This window comes from Acetomicrobium thermoterrenum DSM 13490, assembly GCF_900107215.1.
Taxonomy (GTDB): domain Bacteria; phylum Synergistota; class Synergistia; order Synergistales; family Acetomicrobiaceae; genus Acetomicrobium; species Acetomicrobium thermoterrenum.
In genome coordinates this window covers 1-20,875 of record NZ_FNPD01000011.1, presented here as the reverse complement: position 1 = coordinate 20,875, position 20,875 = coordinate 1, and the positions used below count along the sequence as shown (strand labels likewise).

Here is a 20,875-nt window from a genome sequence, read left to right as displayed (position 1 = left end):
ATTCAAAAAACATCGATAAAAGACCTGTATTTATATATTTTTGGCTTAGCATATTAGGATGATCGTATTTCAGGGCAACTGCTCAAGGAAATTGCCAGGCAATTCTGGTGGGAATCGCAATAAGTTAATATCGGAGGATTCGGTAGTTAATTGGTCCCTGCTTTTTGAGAGGATAAGTTGTAGTAATTTAAGACCGAAGGCCGGGGTGAAATTTATGAGAGGTTGTGCCCTATGTACCTTGGGGAAAATCTATTCGGTGAATGAAAGGGGCGTTACCTTAACCTTGAAAGAAATCGGTAAAGTCCCTGTCGAAGTCGACGGAATTTTACCTGAAACGGTGTTGAGCCTGGGTGCAAAGGAGATTGGCCAATTAAAGGTGCAAATTGGAAAGCAAACAGTTGAACTTGGGGATATCTTTGATATCAAGTGCCACGGAGACGAGGTTTTGATATTCGAAGGAGACCTAAAAAGCGTAAAGCGAATAGGCGAAAACATGTCTCAGGGGCGAATCATGGTCAAGGGAGATGCAGGCATGCACTTGGGCCAACGCATGAAAGGCGGAACGATTGTCGTTAATGGTAATTTAGAGCCACGGTGCTGTTGTGAGATGTCGGGCGGGACGGTAGTCGTAAAGGGCAATGCGAAGGCCATGCTAGGCTCTCCTCTTCCAGGAAACAGCAAAGGCATGAGAGGCGGTATGATCATGGTCTTCGGCTCTGTTGGAAACAGGGTTGGAGAGGGGATGAGGAGAGGCCTCATAGCAGTGACGGGAGATGCCGGAGATTTTGCCGGAGCCAACATGATAGCAGGCACGATTGTAGTATTTGGAAAAATGGGGCTCAACGCAGGCGGTGGCATGAAGAGGGGGAGCATAGTATCGATAGGAGGAACCGATAGAGTGCTTTCAACGTTTGGCTATAGTTGTCTTTATTCGCCCACATACCTGAAGCTTTATTTTAAGTATTTATGGGATAAAGGTTTTCCCATTACCGATGAAATTTTTAACGGTCTTTACAGAAGGTATGTTGGAGATATGTCTTCGCTGGGGAAGGGGGAGATTTTGATCCTTGAAAACTCTTAATGAGGGAGCGTATGAACGCGTAAGCGAAATGATCGAAAAGTCTTATGAATTGGGCATATCCGTTATTAAGACAAAGACAGGATCGACAGTTTTAGATGTTGGCATAGGTTCGAATGGTTCTTATGAGGCGGGCAGACTTTTCGCAGAGGCCTGTATGGGAGGCTTTGGAGAGGTGAGTTTCGGCGTCTATCCCGGATTATCGATCCCTAGCGTTACAGTGCAGGTTGCAAATCCTGCAGTTGCCTGCCTTGCTTCGCAATATGCTGGTTGGGCTCTGAAAGAGGGAGATTTTTTCGCACTGGGTTCCGGCCCCGCCAGGTCGCTTTACTGCAACGAGCCCTTGTATTCTGTGCTTGAATACAAAGAAACTTCACCCATTGCCGTGCTGGCGATCGAATCATCTATACTTCCCCCTGAAAGCTTATTGGATTCGATATCAAGAAAATGCGACGTCGATCCGAGGGATCTGTACGTTTTGGTGGCACCTACCAATTCCTTGGCAGGAGCCGTTCAGATCGTATCGAGAGTAGTTGAAACAGGGGTTCATAAACTATTCGAACTAGGTTACGATACGACGATGCTCATCCATGGTTACGGAATTTGCCCCATTTCCCCGACACCAGGAGATTTTATGACTGCTATGGGTTGGACTAATGATGCGGTATTATATGGTGGCAAGGTATGGTTTACGCTCTGCGACAAAGATTCTGCAATCGATTCCATTGCCGAAAAACTGCCCTCCGCATCTTCTAAAGATTACGGTCTACCTTTTTCGGAGCTTTTTAAAAGATATAATTACGACTTTTACCAAGTCGACCCCATGCTTTTCAGTCCGGCAAGCGTATCAATAAACAATATTGCTACAGGGCGTTGGCAGAACTTTGGAAGAGAAAACCTCGAGCTTCTGAGGCGCGAATGGTTTGAACAATGAAGGTAACGATATTGGGATCGGATAACGCCTGGCACGTTGAGGCACTGATAAGGGCATTTCAAAAAAGAGGTGTTGTCGTTAGCGTTCTTCGCGCCAAAGAAATGAAGGCTTTTATAAAGGACGATATAGCTTGTCCGGGCGTTGGGACAGATATTGGAGATGTGGTTTTAGTACGTTCCTTGCCTGGAGGTTCGTTGGAGCAGGTGATATTTAGGGTCGACTTGCTTCATGTGCTGGAGGAAGTTAAGGACGTAGAGATTGTAAATTCCCCTCGGGCTTTGGAGAGGACTGTGGACAAGATGTATACTACAGCCTTGCTCTCCCGGGCAGGATTGAAAGTTCCGGAGACTTACATCACTGAAAGATATGAAGATGCCATGGCTGCCTTTAAGGAACTGGGATGTGATGTAGTGGTCAAGCCTCTCTTTGGTTCGGAAGGCAGGGGTATGATAAGGGTGACGGATCCCGAGACTGCTCATAGAGTATTTATGGCATTATATCAATGTAGATATGTATACTATCTTCAAAGGTTCATTCCCCACGAAGGTAGTGATATAAGGGTCTTCGTGGTAAATGGGCGTGTTATAGCAGCGATGAAGAGGCACTCCTCTGATTGGAGGTGCAATGTGGCCCTAGGAGCAGAGGTTAGCCCTTTGGATCCGGACACCAGTATAGTTGATTTAAGCCTCCGCGCTGTCGAGGCCGTTGGAGCATTTTATGCAGGAGTTGATATTTTGCCCTCCAAAGAAGGAGAGCTTTACTTATTGGAGGTTAACGGAATACCAGGTTGGAGAGGGCTCCAGCAGGTTGCGCAATCGGACATAGCATCGACCATTGTCGATGCTATGATGTGATAGAGTGATTAAACATGATGTATGCTATAGACGAGATTATCTGGGCCGCTCAATTAGCTTCAATCGTTGAAGTATGCTCAAAGAAACCCGGCAACGTTCATATAAACAGATCTTTTCACGACACTAACCCCTTTGATTTTTTTGCAGGGGCTGTCGCATTGGGTTCGGCCTTTCAAGAGCTTGACAGATTGTCCGTGGGAGAAATCGTTTTGGAAAGCATTAAAGCAAGAGCAAAGCTCACCTCTGCAAATGTGAATTTAGGCATTATATTGCTATTGGCTCCCCTTTCTAAGGCTGCCCTATGTTGCGATAACGATTCTGATGCTGAAGCTATTCGCAATTCCTTAAGAGGTGTTCTTGGCAGTCTAAGCGAAAGCGACGCCGTCAAGACATATGAAGCCATAAGGATGTCGGGCGCAGGCGGTATGGGTCGGGTGGACCTATATGACGTAAATGAGATGCCTCGGGGAATCACTTTGAGAGAAGCAATGGCTGAAGCTTCGGATAGAGATTCTATCGCAAGGGAATACGTGACCGATTTTTCCATTACCTTTGAGCTCTCTTTGCCATCCTTTGCCGACGCGCTGGAGAGGGGGTTGAGATTGCGAGATGCTGCTGTGCAAGCCTTTTTGACAATCCTTTCCAAGGTTCCCGATACTTTGATATTCCGCAAGTTGGGATGGGAGGAAGCGGTAGAGATTTCCGGAAAGGCCTTCGAGGTTTTGGAGAGGGGAGGGGTTATGACCGAAAGAGGAAGAAAATCTATTCATAATTTCGATAACTTCCTCCGGAAAAAAGGCAACAAAAGAAATCCAGGCACGACAGCAGATTTGGTGGTATCGGGGATTTTTTTGTATTTCCTAGACGCTATTCATCGCGGCCTTATGAGAGATCTCGTCACACGCTGGTAGTTTGTCGAGGCAGTGAATCGGTAATTTTATTCGATCACCGAAGAGGGGATTTTTGAGCGACGAAAGGCGTTTCTTAATGACCTTTGTATTAATTATTTCCCCACGCAAAACTGGCTAAAAATCAAATGGATCAGGTCTTCGTCGAAATTACGTCCCAGTAATCTGTCAATATGATATCTTGCCTCGAGCAAATTGGAAGCGACGAGATCTTGCGGCTCTCCGGATACTAGGGAAGATATGGAATTTTCAACACAGGATAACACGCTTTTTAAGGTCTCTATTTGCCTTGCCGTTGCATTAAAACCCTCGTTTATTGCCGAATCTTTGAACAGTTTCTTGACAATTCGTTCCTTTAATTCCCTTATGGCTTCTTTGTCATAAGAAGAGAGGACCATTATTTCGCTTTCTGGAAGCATTTGCCTAACGTCTTCAAGAGAAATTACTTGGGGGATATCGGCTTTGTTGATCGCCACGATGTGGGAGTGATTTTTAAGCTCCATTGCCATGTCGATCTCTTCTTTAGTGAGTTGCTCGCTTCCATCTATTATCCATAGCCTCAAGTCGGCCTCTCTTAAAGCCTTTTGGGCCATGCTTACGCCAATTGTTTCCACTAAGTCATCCGTTGCCCTCAAGCCTGCCGTATCCATAAATATGATGGGAATTCCTTTGTGCACTATGCTTCCTTCTATGATGTCTCTTGTAGTGCCTGGTATGGGGGTTACAATGGCACGCGTTTCCTCTAAAAGGGCGTTAAATATGGAAGATTTCCCCACATTCGGGCGGCCGACTATCGCTACCTTTATTCCATCTCTGAGCGCTTTGCCAACTTTGCAGCGATATATCACATCTTGGAGATTTAAAGCTATTGCATTCAAACTTTGGAAGAGATCATCTTTAGATAGATATGGTATATCTTCCTCGGGAAAATCGAGGTTAGCCTCTAAAGTTGCAGAAATATTGAGCAGGGAATCGTATATACTATTGACCTTGGCGGACAGCTCTCCACGCAAGGTTCTTGCAGCAGAAAGGAGCGCTTCGTCACTTTTGGCTCTTATCACACCAAGCACTGCTTCAGCCTGGGTCAAATCTATTCTTCCGTTCAGAAAAGCCCTCTGTGTAAATTCTCCAGGCTCAGCAAGGCGGGCACCCTGAGCAATCAGGAGCTCGAGACATTTTGAGGCGACAAGCAAGCCGCCATGACAGTGGATCTCTACCACATCTTCGCCCGTATAGCTTTTTGGCGAGCGAAACCAAACTCCCAACACCTCATCTATTGGGGCACCTCTTTCGTCGAGTAAGAATCCGTTTCGCATATATCTGGGGGGCGTGTCTTTAAGGGGTTTGATTCCTCTAAATGCCTTTTCTGCAATATCAAGAGCTTGGGGGCCGGAAAGCCTTACTATGGCTATTCCGGCCTCACCCCAAGCTGTAGATATAGATGCGATAGTGTCATCTAAGTTTAAAAAACTTTTTTCCAACACCAATTATTCTTTCCCTTGTCCAAAAGATCGTACAATTATACCTCTTCTTTCTTGGAACAGAAAGAGAGGGCAGTTGTTTTTCGCTAGGACTTCAAAAGCTCTTTCATAGCCTCTCCTAGACGTTTGATGCCTTCGTCCATGTCGCTTGGAGAAGCGAAGGTGAAGCACATTCTGAAGCAGTTTTTGCCGCCGTTTTGATTTGGGTAAAAAGATTCGCCAGGCACAAAAGCTACCTTCTTTTGCAAGGCCTTCTTATAAAGATCGGCCGTCTTTAAATTTTTCATCTCAAGCCAGTAAAAAAACCCTCCCATTGGCTTTACCCAGGAAACTTCTTCCAGGGGGAGGTGTTTTTTGAGACATTCCTCCATGTTGTCTCTTTTTTTGCGATAATGATCAACAATATTGGGTAAGTAGCTGTCGAGGTGTCCCTTTCTGCAATATTCATATACCAACGCTTGGGCTACTACACTTGAGCATAAATCGATGCCTTGTTTGAAGATCGCCATTTTTCTTATTATTTCCTTGTTGCCTACAGCCCAAGCAACGCGCGTTCCGGGAGCCAGGATCTTGGAAAAAGTGCAGGCATGGACTACAAGGCCGGACTGATCTAATGAAAAGAGCGTGGGCAGGTCTTCGCCCTCAAAGCGTATGTATGCATAAGGGTCGTCTTCGAGAATGGCAATCCCGTATCTGTTGGCTATTTCGACCAGTTTCTTCCTTCTTTCTAAGGACATAGTGCAACCAAGGGGGTTGTGGAAGTTAGGTATTGTGTAGATAAACTTTATCCGCTTGCCCTGAGATAGGGCTTTTTCTATCTTTTCGGGTAGCTGATCCACAAGCATTCCATTGGCGTCACATGGTATGGTTAGAAATTGAGCGCCATGATTGTGCATGGTCAGTGCAGTCCCTACGAAGGTGGGCTCTTCCGTTATGATCAAGTCGCCCTTGTCCAAAATTGCCCAACAAAGGAGATCTACCACTTGAGTGGATCCCGTCGTTATTAAAAGTTCATCTTCCGTGATGGCCCTGCCCATTCTGGGTTTAAGCCACGAACAGAGAAAGCTTTTGAGTGGAGGATATCCCTCAGTGGTTCCGTATTGGAGCACGTCTTTTCCTTGTTCTTTTAAAATACTGGCAGACTCATAGAACAAGTCCACCGGAAAGCTTTGGGGGTCGGGATTACCGCCTGCAAAAGAGATCATTCCCGGTTGCCTTATCACGTGCAGCATTTCCCTTATCGGCGAAGGCCTCAAAGTGCTTACCTTTTCGCTGTACAGCTTTTCCCAAACGCTCATTATCTCTCGCCTCCTACTTTTGTTAGTCCTGCCACAAAACATAGTTATATTATAGCATGCAATCTAGTGACTGCTCAAAGAGTTTTTGCTGCTCGCACCGTCATGAATAATAAAATTGGTGTAAAATATCATAAACAAACATAGGATACGAAAATTGCAGGAGGTGGCTTTGGCACATGAAAAGAATAGATCTGTTGAGCGAGTTAGTGCTGGAAAACCAAACAAAACTATTATTACTGGTGATAGACGGGCTAGGCGGTTTGCCGGGGGAGAACGGCAAAACGGAGTTAGAGGCCGCCTCGACTCCTAACCTTGATAAGTTGGCCTCTAAGGGCGAAGTCGGATTGCTGCAGATGGTAGAACCGGGGATTACTCCGGGCAGCGGTCCCGGGCATTTGGCCTTATTCGGCTATGATCCCTTGGACTTTAGCATTGGAAGAGGAATCCTCGAAGCTTTGGGCGTAGGGGCTCAAGTAGCACCACAGGATGTATGCGTGAGGGGGAACTTCTCGACCTGGGGCCCCGACGATGTCATTGTCGACAGAAGGGCTGGTCGTATATCCTCGGAAAAAAACAAGGAGCTAATAGCCTTTCTTTCGAAAAATATAGAGGAAATAAAGGGAGTAAAAGTAAAACTTTACCCTGGGGAAGAACATAGATTCGTGGCTGTATTCTCCGGTGAGGGCCTGTCGGAGGAAGTCGAGGACGCCGACCCCCAGAAGAATGGTCTTCCTATGAGGTGGGCAGAACCTTCATCTTCAAGGGGAAGTCTTATGGCGAGCGTAGCGAACGAATTTATAAAGAGGGTTAGAGAGTTGCTGGCGGAGGAAAAACAGGCCAACGGTTGTTTGTTGAGAGGTTTTTCACAAGCTCCCCATATGCCTTCTTTATCTCAGCTCTATAAGATAAATCCCGTCGCAATCGCCACCTATCCCATGTATAAAGGCATTGCCCGTCTGGTTGGCATGGAAGTGGTTGAGGCTGACAGAGGATTAGAGGGACTTTTCGAAGCTCTTTCTTCTCAATGGGACAAATACGATTTCTTTTACGTCCACGTAAAGTATAGCGACAGCTACGGCGAAGATGGTAATTATGATGCTAAAAAGGAAGTTTTGGAAAAACTTGATTCCTTGATACCAAAGGTATTGGAGCTTAAGCCCGATGTCTTAGTAGTAACCGGAGATCATAGCACCCCAAGCCAATTAAAAAGCCATTCCTGGCATCCGGTGCCTGTTTTGTTGGTTAGTCCGTATGTTCGTCACGGTAATTGCTCCGGCTTTGGTGAAAGGGAGTGTGCCAAGGGAGCGCTGGGAATTATGCCCGCCCATTATCTCATGGGTTTAATGTTAGCTCACGGGTTGAGGCTGTCAAAGTACGGTGCCTAAAACCTTTTTGTGAGCGGGAGTTGGTGGATGTCAATGGCAAGCGCACCGTATGCACATTATGAAGGAACATCCTTCTATCGATCAAAAAAATGGTCCATAGGGGAAGGCGAGATAGGGGGCAAGGCAAAGGGAGTAGCTTTTGCTGCGGAAGCCCTTCAGACCAACCCTTTGGGGAAGTGTATAGATTTCCCCAGGGTGTCCTATGTACTTACCACAGAGGTATTTAATGACTTCATGGTGCGCAATAATTTAGAGCCTATTGTCAGGGGTGCCCAAAATTTTGAGGAGATCGAGAGGGCTTTTGAAGGGGCCAATTTTTCTGAGAGTTTGCGCGATACCCTTGTTAACATTTTGCTTGATATCGACACACCAGTGGCAGTCAGGTCTTCGTCAGTTCTGGAAGACGATCTTGCCTTTTCCTTTGCCGGCAAATACTCGACGAGGTTTTTTGGAAATAGTGGAGATCTGGAATACAGACTTCACAGGTTTGAAAGGGCAATAAAATTAGTTTACGCATCCACTTTCAACCCATCTGCCAAGGAGTATCGCAGAAGACACGGCATTAAACTGGCACAGGAAAGGATGGCCATAATAATACAGCCAATTGTAGGCAGGAAGCGAGGTCAATTATATTACCCCGAGTTGGCCGGAGTAGCCTTCTCAAAGGTATATCGTCGCCCAAGTCCTAGAGTAAGAAGAGAGGAGGGCTTGTTGCGACTGTGTTTTGGCCTTGGTACCAGGGCCGTCGCAAGGGCTAATGCCAAGGTTTTTTACTTAAGCCTGCCGGGACTTAGAGTCGAGGGCAACAGGGCCAGCGATATCATCGCTCATGCTCAAGACGAATTCGATTATATCGATTTAAAAAGAGGTTTCTTTTTAAGCAACAGAATAGATATGGCCTTAGACCACATAATTACTCACCACAAAAATGCCTCTTCCTTTTTGGAATTGAGCGACGGAGAGATGTTTTATATGCTACACGGCGGTATTGTTTCTGATATTCAAAAAATGTGGCCTGTTATGACTTTCTCCAACTTTCCTCGCAGATTCTCCACATTTTTTGAAAAAATACGTTCCCTGTTGAGGCTGATGGAGGAAAGAGCGGGACTTGCTGTGGATTTGGAATTTACGTACGAGACCGAAGATGATCGGCTCGCTTTAGTGCAAATGAGGCCTCTTGCTACTTTTGAAGAGTGGGGTGATGTGGAGATTCCCCAAATACCGTCTGAACGGATAGTATTGCGAGGAAACAGAATGATTTCCAACGGAAAGTTGAGGGGTGTTCGCCATCTCGTCTATGTAGACCCCAAGCTATATATGGATACGAGGGAATTCGTTCAGATTGCGCGAGCCGTAGGGAAGGCAAACGAAAAGCTTTTGGGAGAAAGGTACATATTGGTAGGCCCCGGAAGATGGGGCAGTACAAATCCTTTGCTTGGAGTACCCGTGTCATACGGAGAGATATCGGGATGCGGCTGCATAGTGGAAGTAAGTGTCCCTAGTGCTGGAGTTGTGCCTGAATTGTCCTATGGATCTCACTTCTTCCTTGACCTCGACACGGACAAGATACTTTATTTGCCCGTTTTTTGCGGAGAGCATGGCAATATTTGCAACGAGCAGTGGTTTGAGAAGACGCCCTTCTTTATGGGCGAACATGAAGCCCTAAGGATCTACGAAGGAAATTTCGGAGTGTATTTAAATGGGGAAAGGGAAATAGGAGTCATTGTCGACGAGACCTAAAGGAGGTTTAGGTTGTGGGTTCTGAAGTTTCTGGCAGAGTGCGAGAGGATAAATTGGCAAGCTATTTTTCTTGGGACCCATGTAACGATGATCGTTTTGCAAGCTCGATCGTGGGAGCCGGTCATATCGGCGGAAAGGGAAGGTCCCTTCTTTTTGGAATGAAATCCCTTCTCGAAAGTGGTGTCGATGAACTTGTTTCTACGGAGATGCCGGAATCTATTTTTATAAGCATCGAGGCCTTCGATAAATTTTTAAGCCAAATAGATGATTTGGACAACGTCTTGGACAGTGAGCCCGAAAGAATTGAGCGAAGGTTTCTTGACGCTGAATTGCCCAGTAATGTAAGGGAACGTATAGCTTCATTTCTTGAATGTGTCGATTCCCCCATCGCGGTACGTTCATCGTCCATGCTGGAAGATTCGCTCAAATATTCCTTCGCCGGAAAATACAGATCACGGCTACTGCACGCCAGCGGAGACTTAAACGAACGAGTTTTGGCGATCGAGAACGAAATAAAGCGAATATATGCCAGGACCTTTTTCCCAACGGCTGTAGAATACCGCAACAAACACAAATTGGGCGATGACAAAATGGGAATAATCGTCATGCGAGCCTCAGGTAAGTGGAGAGGTCGCTATTATTTCCCAACTACGGCAGGAGTAGGATATTCATTAAACTTGAGAAGGTGGTGCACTCGCCTGAACGTAGAAGATGGTTTGTTGCGGCTGGTATTTGGCCTTGGAACAATGAGCACTAGGCGTGGTTACGCTAGAATTTTTTCGCTTTCAAATCCCAATCTCAGGCCGGAAGGTAATCATCCTTACAACGTAATGAGGCATTCCCAGGAGAGCTTTCAAATGATAGACGGAGATAGAGGAGATATAGTAACTTACAACATAAACGATAAGGGAATATTAGATTATTTGTTGACGCATTACGGAAGAGAGCTTGGAGAGTATGCCCAGGTATATCGTGAAGATGACGGTAACGGTTATTGGGAAAACCTCGATTTGTCTTATTTCAGGCAACAGGAAGACGACAGCAAGGTTTGCGTTACCTTTGAAAGGTTTACGAGACACAACCCTGACTTCTTTACAAGAATGCAAAAACTCCTTAAGCATTTGGAAGATTCCATGGGTGCCCCTGTGGATATAGAGTTTGCCTACGAACCGAGCGAAAGGAAATTGGAGTTGCTGCAGGCCAGGCCTCTTTGGACGGGTTGCTGTGATTCTAAATTTGATGAAAGGGACCTGGAGGGTAAGCTTGTAATTCTCAAGGCGGACAGAATGGTCACCGACGGACAGCTTGAGAACGTGCCATATCTGGTATATGTTGATCATAAAGTATACGTGACGGCGGCTAATAAACATGAGATTGCAAGAGCCATAGGAGAGATCAACAAGAAGTTGTATCCTAATTCCTATATTTTGGTGGCACCCGGCAGAGTTGGATCGAGCAATCCTGCCTTGGGAGTCCCAGTTCAATATAGCGAATTAACAAACTGTAAGTGCATTGTAGAAGTTGGAATTCCCGTGTTGGGATTTATGCCCGAACTTTCCTATGGTACCCATTTTTACTCCGATCTGGAAATAGATAACGTCCTCTATATGCCGGTATTCGCAGGGGAGAAGGGGAATGTCTTCAGGCAGGAGTGGTTTGAATCGGCATGTTGCCAGAAGATGCAAGATCTGGGGATCAAAATATACAAAGGATCCTTTGATGTATATATGGACTGTGCGAGAAATATAGGAATCGTTGCCGTCAGAAAAGGTACGTGCGATGGCGAAAATATGGAAGATAGATGAAGATTACGATTGCGTGAGGCTGGATAGATTCCTGCGAAAGAAATATAGTCAGGTACCCTTGGGTGCCATTATGCGCGCTATCAGAAAAGGAAAGATCACCGTTAACGGAGAAAAAACAGAGCCCTCCTATCGCTTATATAGGGGAGACGAAGTCAGCGTACCCTTTGAAGATCCTGCGAAACTAAAGTCCTCGCTAAATGTAGTGGATAAACCTTTGGAAGTGATATTTATGGATCAAAATGTTTTGATAATAAATAAGCCTGCCGGGCTTTTGAGCCAACCGGCATCCAGAGAGGATGACTCGGTCGTTAACAGAGCACTCAATTTGATCAATAAAACTAAAGGGGATTTTATTCCTACCCCGGCACATAGGCTAGACCGTAATGTATCCGGGGTAATGGCCCTCGCCTTAAATCCTCGTTCTTTAAGAGCACTGACAGCTATATTCAGAAACAGAAGGGTTGCCAAGACATATTTGGCCGTTGTAAGGGGATGTATATCCGGAGAAGGCGTAATAGAAGCTCCCCTTGAAAGGGACGAACATTCTCTCAAGACGGTAGTAAACAAGGGGGAAGGCAAGAGGTCTGCCACGCGATACATGTCTTTGTCGGCAGGAAATCGTGCCTCTTTGGTGGCATTGGAGCCGATTACCGGGAGACCGCATCAACTTAGGGTTCATCTATCGCACATCGGGCATCCTATCGTTGGCGATGTCAAGTACGGCGACAGTGGCAAAGAAGCAGGAAGGCCAATGCTGCATGCCTACTCTCTGGAAATTTTTGGGAATGATTTGAGTTATTTGGCGGGTAGAAAATTTTGCGCACCATTGCCTGCAGATATGGTAATTGTGATAGGTCTTTTTGATTTATCTTTGGATACCATAAGAGGTATGCTATAATAGCTTTAAATTGTATGAGATACTTGCTGGGGGTGAAATTGAATGGAAAATATAGCTAAATTAGGTGTTTCTATATCTGAAGATGCTCGCAAAAAGCTACAAGAGTCGGGCAACGAAGGATACATTACGGTGAAAAGAATGGGAGGGGGTTGATCTTCCTATTATGCGGCCCTCGTTGAGGGCGGGAAGCCGGCTAATCTCGAAGATTACTTTGAGGTTAAGGATGGGGATGTCGATCTGTGGGTTCCGAAGGGCATGTCCTTTCAAAGCGATACCATAGACATCCAAGTAATGCGTTCCATTTGGGGGTCGAAGTTGATAGTTAAGTCCGCAGTGCTTCCAACTTCAGGATGCTCGGGTTGTAAATAAATTGTCGATACCTTGGCCCACGAAATTATTATCTTTAGTGGGCCAAGGTATTTTTTTAAAGTGCGACTCTGATCTGCAATCCGCCATCTAATTTTGAAGAGTTTGTCAGTCATAGCAAGTGTGATAAACTTTATTCATGAGTGACAATAAAACCTTTTCGATGCCAAGAGTTATATTTGCAGACGAGCGAGATGAATCGTTGATCCCTCCAGGTGTAATTATGGCCATTGCGTTGCAACAGGCAGGTTATAAGATAAAACCCTTCGTAGTGGGCATCGACGAGCATCTGACGGCTTTGCTGTATGTCCTTTTCGGTGAGCCGGCAACTGTATTGGATTCGCGTTTGCTTGAAAACGTACACCGCTTGAAACAACTGTTCGTCACAGCGGCACGGGAAGATCGTTTAAATATACTCTTTGCTTCCCTCGGAAGTTGTAGCGAGGAGAAAATTAAAGTTAACCCTGTTTTGGCGTCTGTGGCTGAGCAATTGAAATGCCCTATTATTCCCGTATTTTTTTCCAGCGGTTCCTCCGCTACAACTGCAAGGCGCGTTTTGGAGTTTGCGCGGCAATTGCCTAACTCCGTTTCAAATTTAATAAATGCTGTCGCCTTCTCCTCCGTCTTAAACCCTAGGGAGTATCAACTTCTAGAAATATCTGTCGGCAGAGATCTTCCATGGACTGCTTTGGGTTATATACCGGGTTTTATTTTCAAGCAAAAACCGGATTTTTTATCCATAGTTGGCCAATTGTCGGGCAACCGTTCCTTGCTGTCGTTGAAAACTGCAGCTGCCCGGCTCATAGCGATGGAAAGACAAATCGAGTGGGAGGTAGTTGTGGCTCATGCTCGTGGCGCAGCACAGTTGAACGTGGAAATGTTGGAGTTCGATATGAGCTATCGTTCCGATAAGAGAAAGGTTGGAGTGGTGCATCATCCTGCTCTTACTTTGGGAGGGGACAATAACGAAAAGTTGCTGGTGGCCCTAGGATATGACGTAATATCACTTCCATATGATGAAATAACGAATTATAGTGACTTAGACTTCATATATGTTCCCCATGGCATAGGATATGTGTTTATGAAAGATCTCGTTGAAAATCGCTCTTTAGTAAAAGCTTTTTCGTCTGTTCTCGTTAAGGGGAAACTCTTAATCGAAGGGGGATCATCTCCAATATTCGGAGAATCCTTTTTCCTGTCCAATGGGGATCAGATAAGGGGCTTGTCATTTTTCCCTTTCAAGGGTTATTATGCAGAGAGCTCAGGCCCATGCCATAAAGTCAATATCGAACATATATCTTCCGAAAAACGCACCGGGAAATCTTTGAGCGGATATTGGCCTACCTGGGTTAAGCTTGAGGTGAAGGGTTTTAACTGCATGCCAACGTGGACTGTAAAGCAAGAGGGTTCTCAAGCTCCGATAGAAGACGGTTGGGTGTATGGAAATGCTTCGGCCTTTGCGGTGAAGCCGGAGTTTTGGAGCAATCCCGAAATTATGCTAAAAATGTTTAGTTGACGACGGTGATGGTTGTGGGAATATCGAAGCAAGAGAGGCTCAAGACAAAAGAAGATCTTTTTGAAGAGGCAACTAATATTTACGATCAATTGGTCGAGTGGAGAAGAGGTTTTCACGTTTTTCCCGAGTTGGCCTTTGAGGAAAGGGTAACATCTTCCAGAGTTTTCCAAATCCTCAAAAGCATGCCCGGTGTTGAAGTTACGCAGGCCTTTGGGGAAACCACCGCCGTCATAGGAAAAATAAGTGGCAAAAGGGAAGGAAGGGCAATAATGATCAGGTGTCCTATGGACGCCCTGCCTCTTCAAGAGGAAACCGATCTTACATTTGCTTCGTGTATCCCTGGGGTAATGCACGGTTGTGGTCATGATGCCCACATGGCGGTGTTGTTGGGAGTGGCACTGCTTTTATCCCAAAGAAGAGAGATGCTCGACAGATCCGTGGTGTTGGTGTTTCAACCAGCCGAAGAAGGTCTTGGTGGGGCAAAACGGTTGATCGATGCGGGTCTTTTGGACATCTATAATATTGGTTATGCTTTGGGTTTTCATTTTTGGCCCAAATACGGGTACGGCAAATTATTGTTGAGGCCTGGAATTATGACTGCCCTCTCCGACAGGTTTCATATATCTATTCAAGGTGTCGGTGGCCATGCCGCTGCCCCCCATCTTACGGTAGATCCTTGGACGATCATTGCCCATGTAATACTCGCTGCTCAGGCGTTAGTGGGTAGGGAAATAGACCCTACGGAAAGCGCCGTTATTTCCTTTGGGCACCTGGAAGCAGGAGAAGCGCATAATGTTATTCCCGAACAAATAGACCTGTGGGGCTCTCTGAGGGCATTGAACGTAGAGGTTCGCGATTTTCTTCAAAACAGACTGGAGGAAATGGTTCCTTTACTGGCAAAAACCTTTAGGGGACTTGGTACTATTAAATATCATCGCAACTACCCCCAGGTGATAAACGATGAAAGGCTTACAAGTTTAGTTTTAAGGATTGCCCGTGACTCTTTTGGAGACGAGAACTTGGAGATTATGGATAGGCCATTGATGGCCGGCGAAGATTTCGCTTTTTACACGCAAGTCATTCCGTCATGTTTTCTTCTGTTTGGGACGGGAGGTAAATATTGGTTGCATCATCCGAAGTATGATGTACCGGAAGATCTGCTTCCTTTTGCCGCAGGTTTGGAAGCCTATCTTGCTTTTTGTTTGTCTAACATGCTCTCTATGGGGGAAGATGAGATTGGATAGATTGGATAAAGAGATAGAATCCATCTGCCGTAGATTTCCTTGGGACAGAGCAATTTGGTTTAATGGGGTTTGGTGGTCTCGCGGAGCGTTCTGGGGTTTGGTGGAAGCTGTTACGGAAAAGCTTTACGACAGTGGATTTAAATCGGGGATGCATTTGGGTTTAGTGATGCCGAACTGCCCCTCCTTTTGGGCCCACGTTTTGGCAGCATGGCGTTTAGGGGGTGCTGTAGTTCCATATAATCATCGCGAGCCTGTAAATGCCGTTACAAGTGCCTTGAAACATGCAAAGGTTTCTATGGTCGTCTTGTCTAAAGAGCGTTCCAATTTGGTTGACGAGCTGAATCGTGAGCATATCCCTTGGGGGCTGGCCCTATACGATGCACCTTTTAAGGAATCCGTTCAGGCCTTACCTGAATACCCCGGCCAAGAAGGCGGCGCCGTCATATTTTATACTTCTGGGACAGGCGGTAAGCCTAAAGCCGTACCATTAAGTCACTCATCTTTATATATGAACGCCATAAGTTGCATCGATCAGGTAGAACCCATAAAGGATGGGGATATACTTCTTAACGCTCTTCCCAATTCTCACGTTCTCGGATTTTCAATATGTGGTTTATTGCCACTGCTGTTAAACCTTTCTCAATGCATGTTGTCCAGTTTTATGCCCGTAAAAAACGTATTGGAAGCAATTAGAAGCTCCGAGACCAATGTATTGGTTGGCGTGCCAATGATGTATCAATTCATAACATCAGCTCTATCACAGGGAGAAAGCTTGCCAAGGCGTATCAAAGCTGCAATCTCCGGGGGAGATAAATTCCCCTTTGCTTTGGACGAAATTCTCGAAAAGTATTTAGGAATCGGCGTGCTGGAGGGGTATGGTTTGACGGAAGCATCGCCGGTGGTAGCCGTTAATAGGTCTTATTCTGCGAGAAAACTTGGCACTGTAGGCCCTGCCCTTCCGATAGTGGAAACCAAAGTATGCGATCATGAGGGGAAGGAATTGCCCAAAGGGCATGAGGGCGTGCTTTGGATTAGAGGCGGCTCAGTAGCGGATGGCTACTTCGAAGACGACGGGTTGACTGACGCTTTCTTCAAAGACGGTTGGTTTAATACGGGGGATATAGTGTCGATCGATGACGATGGTTACATAAGGCTTCACTCTCGCGAGAGCGATGTAATTATGGTTGGAGGCTTCAAAGTATTTCCGGAAGAAGTCGAAGAGATTCTTCTGAAACACCCATTAGTAAAAGAAGCTGCCGTTATTGGAGTAAACCAGAGCATGAGCGGACAAATCGTTAAAGCTTTTATAGTGCCTAAATTGGATAAGCAGCCGGCAAAAAGAGATATATGGTCCCATTGCAGACGGCTTTTGGCCTCTTATAAAATCCCAAAGATCATCGAATTTGTAGATAACCTGCCCAAAACTGCCCTGGGCAAGGCCAAAAGGTCAGCATTGCGAGAAGAATAGGGGAGTATCCGTGAAAGCGAAGCGATGCAAAGTTGCCGTAGTGGGGGATGTTATGCTCGACCATTATATCATTGGTCGTGCGAGCAGATTGTCGCCTGAAGCCCCCGTTCCGGTAGTTGAAGTTATCGAGGAGGATTATCGGCCGGGTGGAGCGGCTAATGTGGCTAATAACGTTGCTGCTTTCGGATTCGATGCTGTTTTAGTGGCTCCCAAGGGGCAGGATATTTATTGGGGCCTGTTGGAATCTCTGCTGAATAAGACAAGGGTTGCCATATGTTCTCCAATAACTTTAAACATGCCGACGATACGTAAGACGAGGATTCTTGCCCGTTCTCAGCAGATTGTACGAGTAGATTGGGATAACTATATTGATGATCGTTTATGCGATATTTCGAAAGATATTTTAAAAGTTTTGCCTACTCTTGATGCCGATGTATTGGTCATTTCAGATTACGCGAAGGGCATTGTAAGTGAAAAAGTGGCCGGTGGGTGCATCAATTGGGCCAAAGGAAGGGGTATTCCCATTATAGTCGACCCTAAACCGCAACATAAAGAACGCTATATAGGAGCAACTGTTATGACTCCCAATAAATCGGAAGCGGAAATGCTTTTAGGGCGTGCCTTTGATGGGAATTTCACTCCTCTGGAGGGTGCTCAATTACTTAGGGAAGGTCTTTCCATGGAGGCTGTTGTCATTACCCTTGGAGACCAGGGTATGGTGCTTGCCGCAAAGGATGAATTGATCCATTTCCCGGCCCGTGCAAGGGAGGTTTACGATGTTTCCGGAGCTGGTGATACGGTAGTCGCATCTATAGCCGTTGCCCTTGGATTGAGGCTGCCTTGGCGTGTAGCTTGTGAATTTGCTACTTTGACAGCCGGGCTGGTCGTACAAAAGATGGGTACTGCCACTGTTACTCCGGAAGAAATCGAGAATTCTCCCGAGTGGGAAAAGTTAAAGCCCTATTTCGACGGAGACCAATGATTTAATCGATAAACCCCAGCTCGGACAGTGCCTTTTGTGTATCTTCAAAGACCAAAGGTAAGTCTTTAGGGGTTTTGCCGACATATACGAACTTTCCTCTGCCAAATCTTTTAGCCGATTCCAAATCGCTGCTCGTGTCTCCGAAAAATATCGGATTTTTGGCACCCACCCTCGCGGACAAGACTTCTAAGCCTTCGGGGGAAGGCTTAGGCATGCCGTCCTCTAAAGTGAATATCCTCTCCATGGGAAGGTCTTCCCAGCCAAGAAGCTTTAGCCCAAGAAAACACTCTTTCCGAGACCTTCCTGTGAAAATGCAGACAGGCAAGGGAAGATCTTTCCAATGCACATCGATAAGAGCTCTTTCTCTTCGCCAAAGTCCCTTTCCTTTGTACCAATTAGGTTTTTTGCCCTGTAAAGAAATGTATTCCTCACGACCGAAGTAGATCTCCTCGCATAACTGTCTCACAGATGATCTGGGAACGATATTGTTAAAATTGTCCGAAAGCAGTAGCGAAGGGTCGTCGCCATTGAAATTTTGTAGAATTTCTTCCCACTGTTTTGGGGTGGGAAAAGCCTTTTTTAAAGATCTTATTCCCCTTGAAGCTGCAAGGGACAATAAAATCCATGCAATATCGTAGTCATCGTTAAAGGCCGGATGTGTCTTGCTGATGTAGAAATGTCCATAAGAAAAGGCGGTGCAATCTACGTCATTGCCGAGCAGGTAGCGCCACCCCCATTGTACAGCCATTCTTATGACCATTGGATAAGAGAAGGTTGCATCAATGAGCACGCCATCCATGTCGAAAATAAGGGCATCGTGAATTTTTTTTAATTTATCCATATTTCCTCCCATGTCTTGGTGCTATATATTTTATACGATATATTGAGAGAATCGCATGATTAAACATATAATTAATGTCGCTACATTTAAGAGATCATACTTCCAAGCATAATTAGTTTGACATCGACGGGTGATTTATTCAAGGGGATGGTTGTTATGTTGGAGATACCTCTGGAGCGCGGGTCTAAAACTCCTATTTATCGCCAGATAGCGTTTCATCTGAAGCGCATGATCGAAAGCGGTACGCTTCCAGAGGGGTATAAACTGCCGGGAACGCGCCAATTGGCCGAGGATTTGAGCGTAAGCAGGACTACCGTAAATGAAGCCATGCATCTTCTGGAAGCAGAGGGCTATGTCGAGTTGAAGAAAAAGAGCGGGTGTTATGTCCGCCGCAAAAATGTTGCCGGTGTATCAAGAGAAAAAGCGGTGTGCTCAGAAAAAGTTATATGGGACCTAGCTTCCGGGTTACCCGATAAAAGTCTGATTGCGACACGTTTTTTATCCAAGATATTGAAAGACCTGTCATTAAATGTAAGTAAAGATTTGATTTTGCCGGCGCCTTTGGCCGGAGTTCCCGAACTTAGAAGGGCACTGGTTAAGCATGCTGCTTTAAGGGGGATTCCAGCACGATCCGATGAAGTGCTGGTTACTGCTGGTGGATTGGAGGCACTTGCCATTTTGATCGCAGCGATTAAAGAACAGGGCGTAAAAAATATATTTGTAGAAGAACTAACTTACTCTCCTGTCGTGGAGTTGGCCACGAAGAATAAAATGCAAGTTTGTTGCATATCTTTGAACGACCCGGCCTACAGTTTAAAAGATGCCTCCAAAGGCGATGTCCTTTATCTGATACCGAGTTTCCACAATCCTACGGGGCGCACGCTTTCTTTAGAGACGCGAAGTTCGATATTGGAAATCGCAAAAAGGAAGTCGCTTTTGATAATAGAAGATGACACCTATGGGGAATTGAGGTACGGCAAGGAGAGCGTGCCCGCTTTGAAGGCCATGGAAAATGCCGAAAAGATAGCGTATTTGGGATCCTTCAGCCAAGTGCTTTTCCCGGGTTTCAGAATGAGTTACCTTCTTTTGCCTGAAAATTTAATGAAAAGTTGCCTCGACATAAAAAGGATTTTTTACGGCTCTGTTTCATCTTTGGTCCAATATTTCGTGCTTACATTTCTTGAAGAGGGAGGGTTATATGAAACGCTGGAATTTGTTAGAAATCAAATCTCCATGCGAATGAGATCGTTGTGCGAGGGCTTTAGGAAAATGCTGCCTCAAGCCCTTTTCGAGATGCCCTTAGGCGGTATTTACCTGTGGCTTAATATGCCAAACCTTAAAGGCAGCAAAGCGGCTCTCAAGGCGGCGGGCCAAGGGGTTTCAGTTGTCCCCGGGGTTGCGTTTTCGGTTAAAGGGGAGGATGTAGAAGCGGTCAGGCTTTCTGTCAGCTCTTTAAGGCTGTCGGATATTTCTTTTGTCCTTTCTATTCTCTGTAGATCTTGGAATGACGAGCTTCTTCCACAGCATTAAGGCAAGGATGCTGCATGAAATTCCGCCCAATAATCCTATCAAAATCAGATCCTTTCTGCCGGAACCATATAAAAAGGTGCTTATGCCAGCCACGGCATAACCGATAAAGAACGTTGCAGCTATAGATAAAATTAAGATTATTTGCCTCACATTCAGCTCTCCTTATTCAAATACAGGGTTGTGTACATTTCAAAACTCTGAGATCGCGTAAAATATTTGTAGGAGATTTTCAGAGGTAAAAAGAAAGGGACCCCTCCTTTTGGTAGAATCTTTGTAGCACACAAAAACTCATAAAGGAGGGTCCCAACTTGAACAAGGATATTTTACTACAAATAGCAATAAACTTCATCAAGGAGTTGCTTGAATTCTTCGGTGATTCCGAGGTCAGGACATTAGCGGAAATTGAAGACGAAATCTCTCGGATCATGAAGGCCTTCATCCGAGAACTGATAAAGGCTTACTTCGAGCTTGCAGATGAGGCCATATTAAAGGACAAAACATCTCGAAAGGAAAGAGGGTTAGTCGTAGAAAGGCGTGAGGACAAAAG

The 20,875-nt window shown here is 45.6% G+C and carries 16 protein-coding genes and 1 pseudogene; 14 read left to right on the top strand and 3 right to left on the bottom strand.

Features of this window, described 5'->3' with window-relative positions:
* Window positions 1–214: 214 nt before the first annotated feature.
* The 4 genes from BLU12_RS08590 to BLU12_RS08575 are packed head-to-tail and all read left to right on the top strand — an operon-like array spanning window position 215 to window position 3,777.
* Window positions 215–1,081 (top strand): formylmethanofuran dehydrogenase subunit C, encoded by an 867-nt coding sequence (locus BLU12_RS08590; RefSeq protein ID WP_091462090.1) that lies wholly within the window; start codon window positions 215–217, stop codon window positions 1,079–1,081.
* Window positions 1,068–2,012 (top strand): methenyltetrahydromethanopterin cyclohydrolase, encoded by a 945-nt coding sequence (mch, locus tag BLU12_RS08585; RefSeq protein ID WP_091462089.1) that lies wholly within the window; start codon window positions 1,068–1,070, stop codon window positions 2,010–2,012. The genes BLU12_RS08590 and mch overlap by 14 nt, the downstream gene beginning before the upstream one ends.
* The gene (locus BLU12_RS08580) at window positions 2,009–2,866 is read left to right on the top strand and encodes an ATP-grasp domain-containing protein (RefSeq protein WP_091462088.1); all 858 of its coding nucleotides are present in this window, start codon (window positions 2,009–2,011) and stop codon (window positions 2,864–2,866) included. Before mch ends, BLU12_RS08580 begins: the two co-directional genes overlap by 4 nt.
* A 14-nt stretch (window positions 2,867–2,880) precedes the next feature.
* Window positions 2,881–3,777 carry a triphosphoribosyl-dephospho-CoA synthase gene (locus BLU12_RS08575; RefSeq protein WP_091462087.1) on the top strand — a complete coding sequence of 299 codons (897 nt, stop codon included), beginning with the start codon at window positions 2,881–2,883 and terminating at the stop codon, window positions 3,775–3,777.
* A gap of 92 nt (window positions 3,778–3,869) precedes the next feature.
* On the opposite strand, the gene mnmE is transcribed toward BLU12_RS08575, so the two are convergent.
* Both mnmE and BLU12_RS08565 read right to left on the bottom strand, forming a co-directional pair.
* On the bottom strand, window positions 3,870–5,258 hold the full coding sequence (mnmE, locus tag BLU12_RS08570; RefSeq protein WP_091462157.1) for a tRNA uridine-5-carboxymethylaminomethyl(34) synthesis GTPase MnmE: 1,389 nt from the start codon (window positions 5,256–5,258) through the stop codon (window positions 3,870–3,872).
* An 83-nt stretch (window positions 5,259–5,341) separates the two neighbouring features.
* Entirely contained in the window at window positions 5,342–6,553 is a 1,212-nt protein-coding gene (locus BLU12_RS08565; RefSeq protein WP_091462086.1) for an aminotransferase-like domain-containing protein, read from the bottom strand.
* Window positions 6,554–6,729: 176 nt separating this feature from the next.
* On the opposite strand from BLU12_RS08565, the gene BLU12_RS08560 reads away from it, so the two are divergent.
* From BLU12_RS08560 to BLU12_RS08525, 8 genes are all read left to right on the top strand, one after another.
* Window positions 6,730–7,938, top strand: coding sequence for a 2,3-bisphosphoglycerate-independent phosphoglycerate mutase (locus BLU12_RS08560; RefSeq protein ID WP_091462080.1), 1,209 nt, complete (start codon window positions 6,730–6,732; stop codon window positions 7,936–7,938).
* A 33-nt stretch (window positions 7,939–7,971) separates the two neighbouring features.
* Window positions 7,972–9,678, top strand: a complete 1,707-nt coding sequence (locus BLU12_RS08555) for a PEP/pyruvate-binding domain-containing protein (RefSeq protein ID WP_091462078.1) — start codon at window positions 7,972–7,974, stop codon at window positions 9,676–9,678.
* 14 nt (window positions 9,679–9,692) lie between these two features.
* Window positions 9,693–11,483 carry a PEP/pyruvate-binding domain-containing protein gene (locus BLU12_RS08550; RefSeq protein WP_234945587.1) on the top strand — a complete coding sequence of 597 codons (1,791 nt, stop codon included), beginning with the start codon at window positions 9,693–9,695 and terminating at the stop codon, window positions 11,481–11,483.
* Window positions 11,458–12,381, top strand: a complete 924-nt coding sequence (locus BLU12_RS08545; RefSeq protein ID WP_091462076.1) for an RluA family pseudouridine synthase — start codon at window positions 11,458–11,460, stop codon at window positions 12,379–12,381. The genes BLU12_RS08550 and BLU12_RS08545 overlap by 26 nt, the downstream gene beginning before the upstream one ends.
* A gap of 505 nt (window positions 12,382–12,886) precedes the next feature.
* Window positions 12,887–14,263 (top strand): hydrogenobyrinic acid a,c-diamide synthase, encoded by a 1,377-nt coding sequence (locus tag BLU12_RS08540; protein ID WP_091462074.1) that lies wholly within the window; start codon window positions 12,887–12,889, stop codon window positions 14,261–14,263.
* Window positions 14,264–14,271: 8 nt separating this feature from the next.
* Window positions 14,272–15,507, top strand: coding sequence for a M20 metallopeptidase family protein (locus tag BLU12_RS08535; RefSeq protein WP_091462153.1), 1,236 nt, complete (start codon window positions 14,272–14,274; stop codon window positions 15,505–15,507).
* Window positions 15,494–16,975 carry an AMP-binding protein gene (locus BLU12_RS08530; protein ID WP_091462073.1) on the top strand — a complete coding sequence of 494 codons (1,482 nt, stop codon included), beginning with the start codon at window positions 15,494–15,496 and terminating at the stop codon, window positions 16,973–16,975. The genes BLU12_RS08535 and BLU12_RS08530 overlap by 14 nt, the downstream gene beginning before the upstream one ends.
* A gap of 10 nt (window positions 16,976–16,985) precedes the next feature.
* Window positions 16,986–17,957, top strand: a complete 972-nt coding sequence (locus tag BLU12_RS08525) for a bifunctional heptose 7-phosphate kinase/heptose 1-phosphate adenyltransferase (RefSeq protein WP_091462072.1) — start codon at window positions 16,986–16,988, stop codon at window positions 17,955–17,957.
* A 1-nt stretch (window position 17,958) separates the two neighbouring features.
* Here BLU12_RS08525 and BLU12_RS08520 read toward each other — a convergent pair whose 3' ends face one another.
* A complete protein-coding gene (locus BLU12_RS08520) occupies window positions 17,959–18,798 on the bottom strand; it encodes an HAD family hydrolase (protein ID WP_234945586.1) in 840 nt (279 codons plus the stop codon).
* 156 nt (window positions 18,799–18,954) lie between these two features.
* Here BLU12_RS08520 and BLU12_RS08515 point away from each other — a divergent pair, with 156 nt between their 5' ends.
* Complete coding sequence (locus BLU12_RS08515; protein ID WP_234945585.1) at window positions 18,955–20,328, top strand: aminotransferase-like domain-containing protein; 1,374 nt, start codon at window positions 18,955–18,957, stop codon at window positions 20,326–20,328.
* Between the two features lie 308 nt (window positions 20,329–20,636).
* A pseudogene (locus BLU12_RS08505) lies at window positions 20,637–20,875 on the top strand (ISLre2 family transposase); the annotation flags it as partial.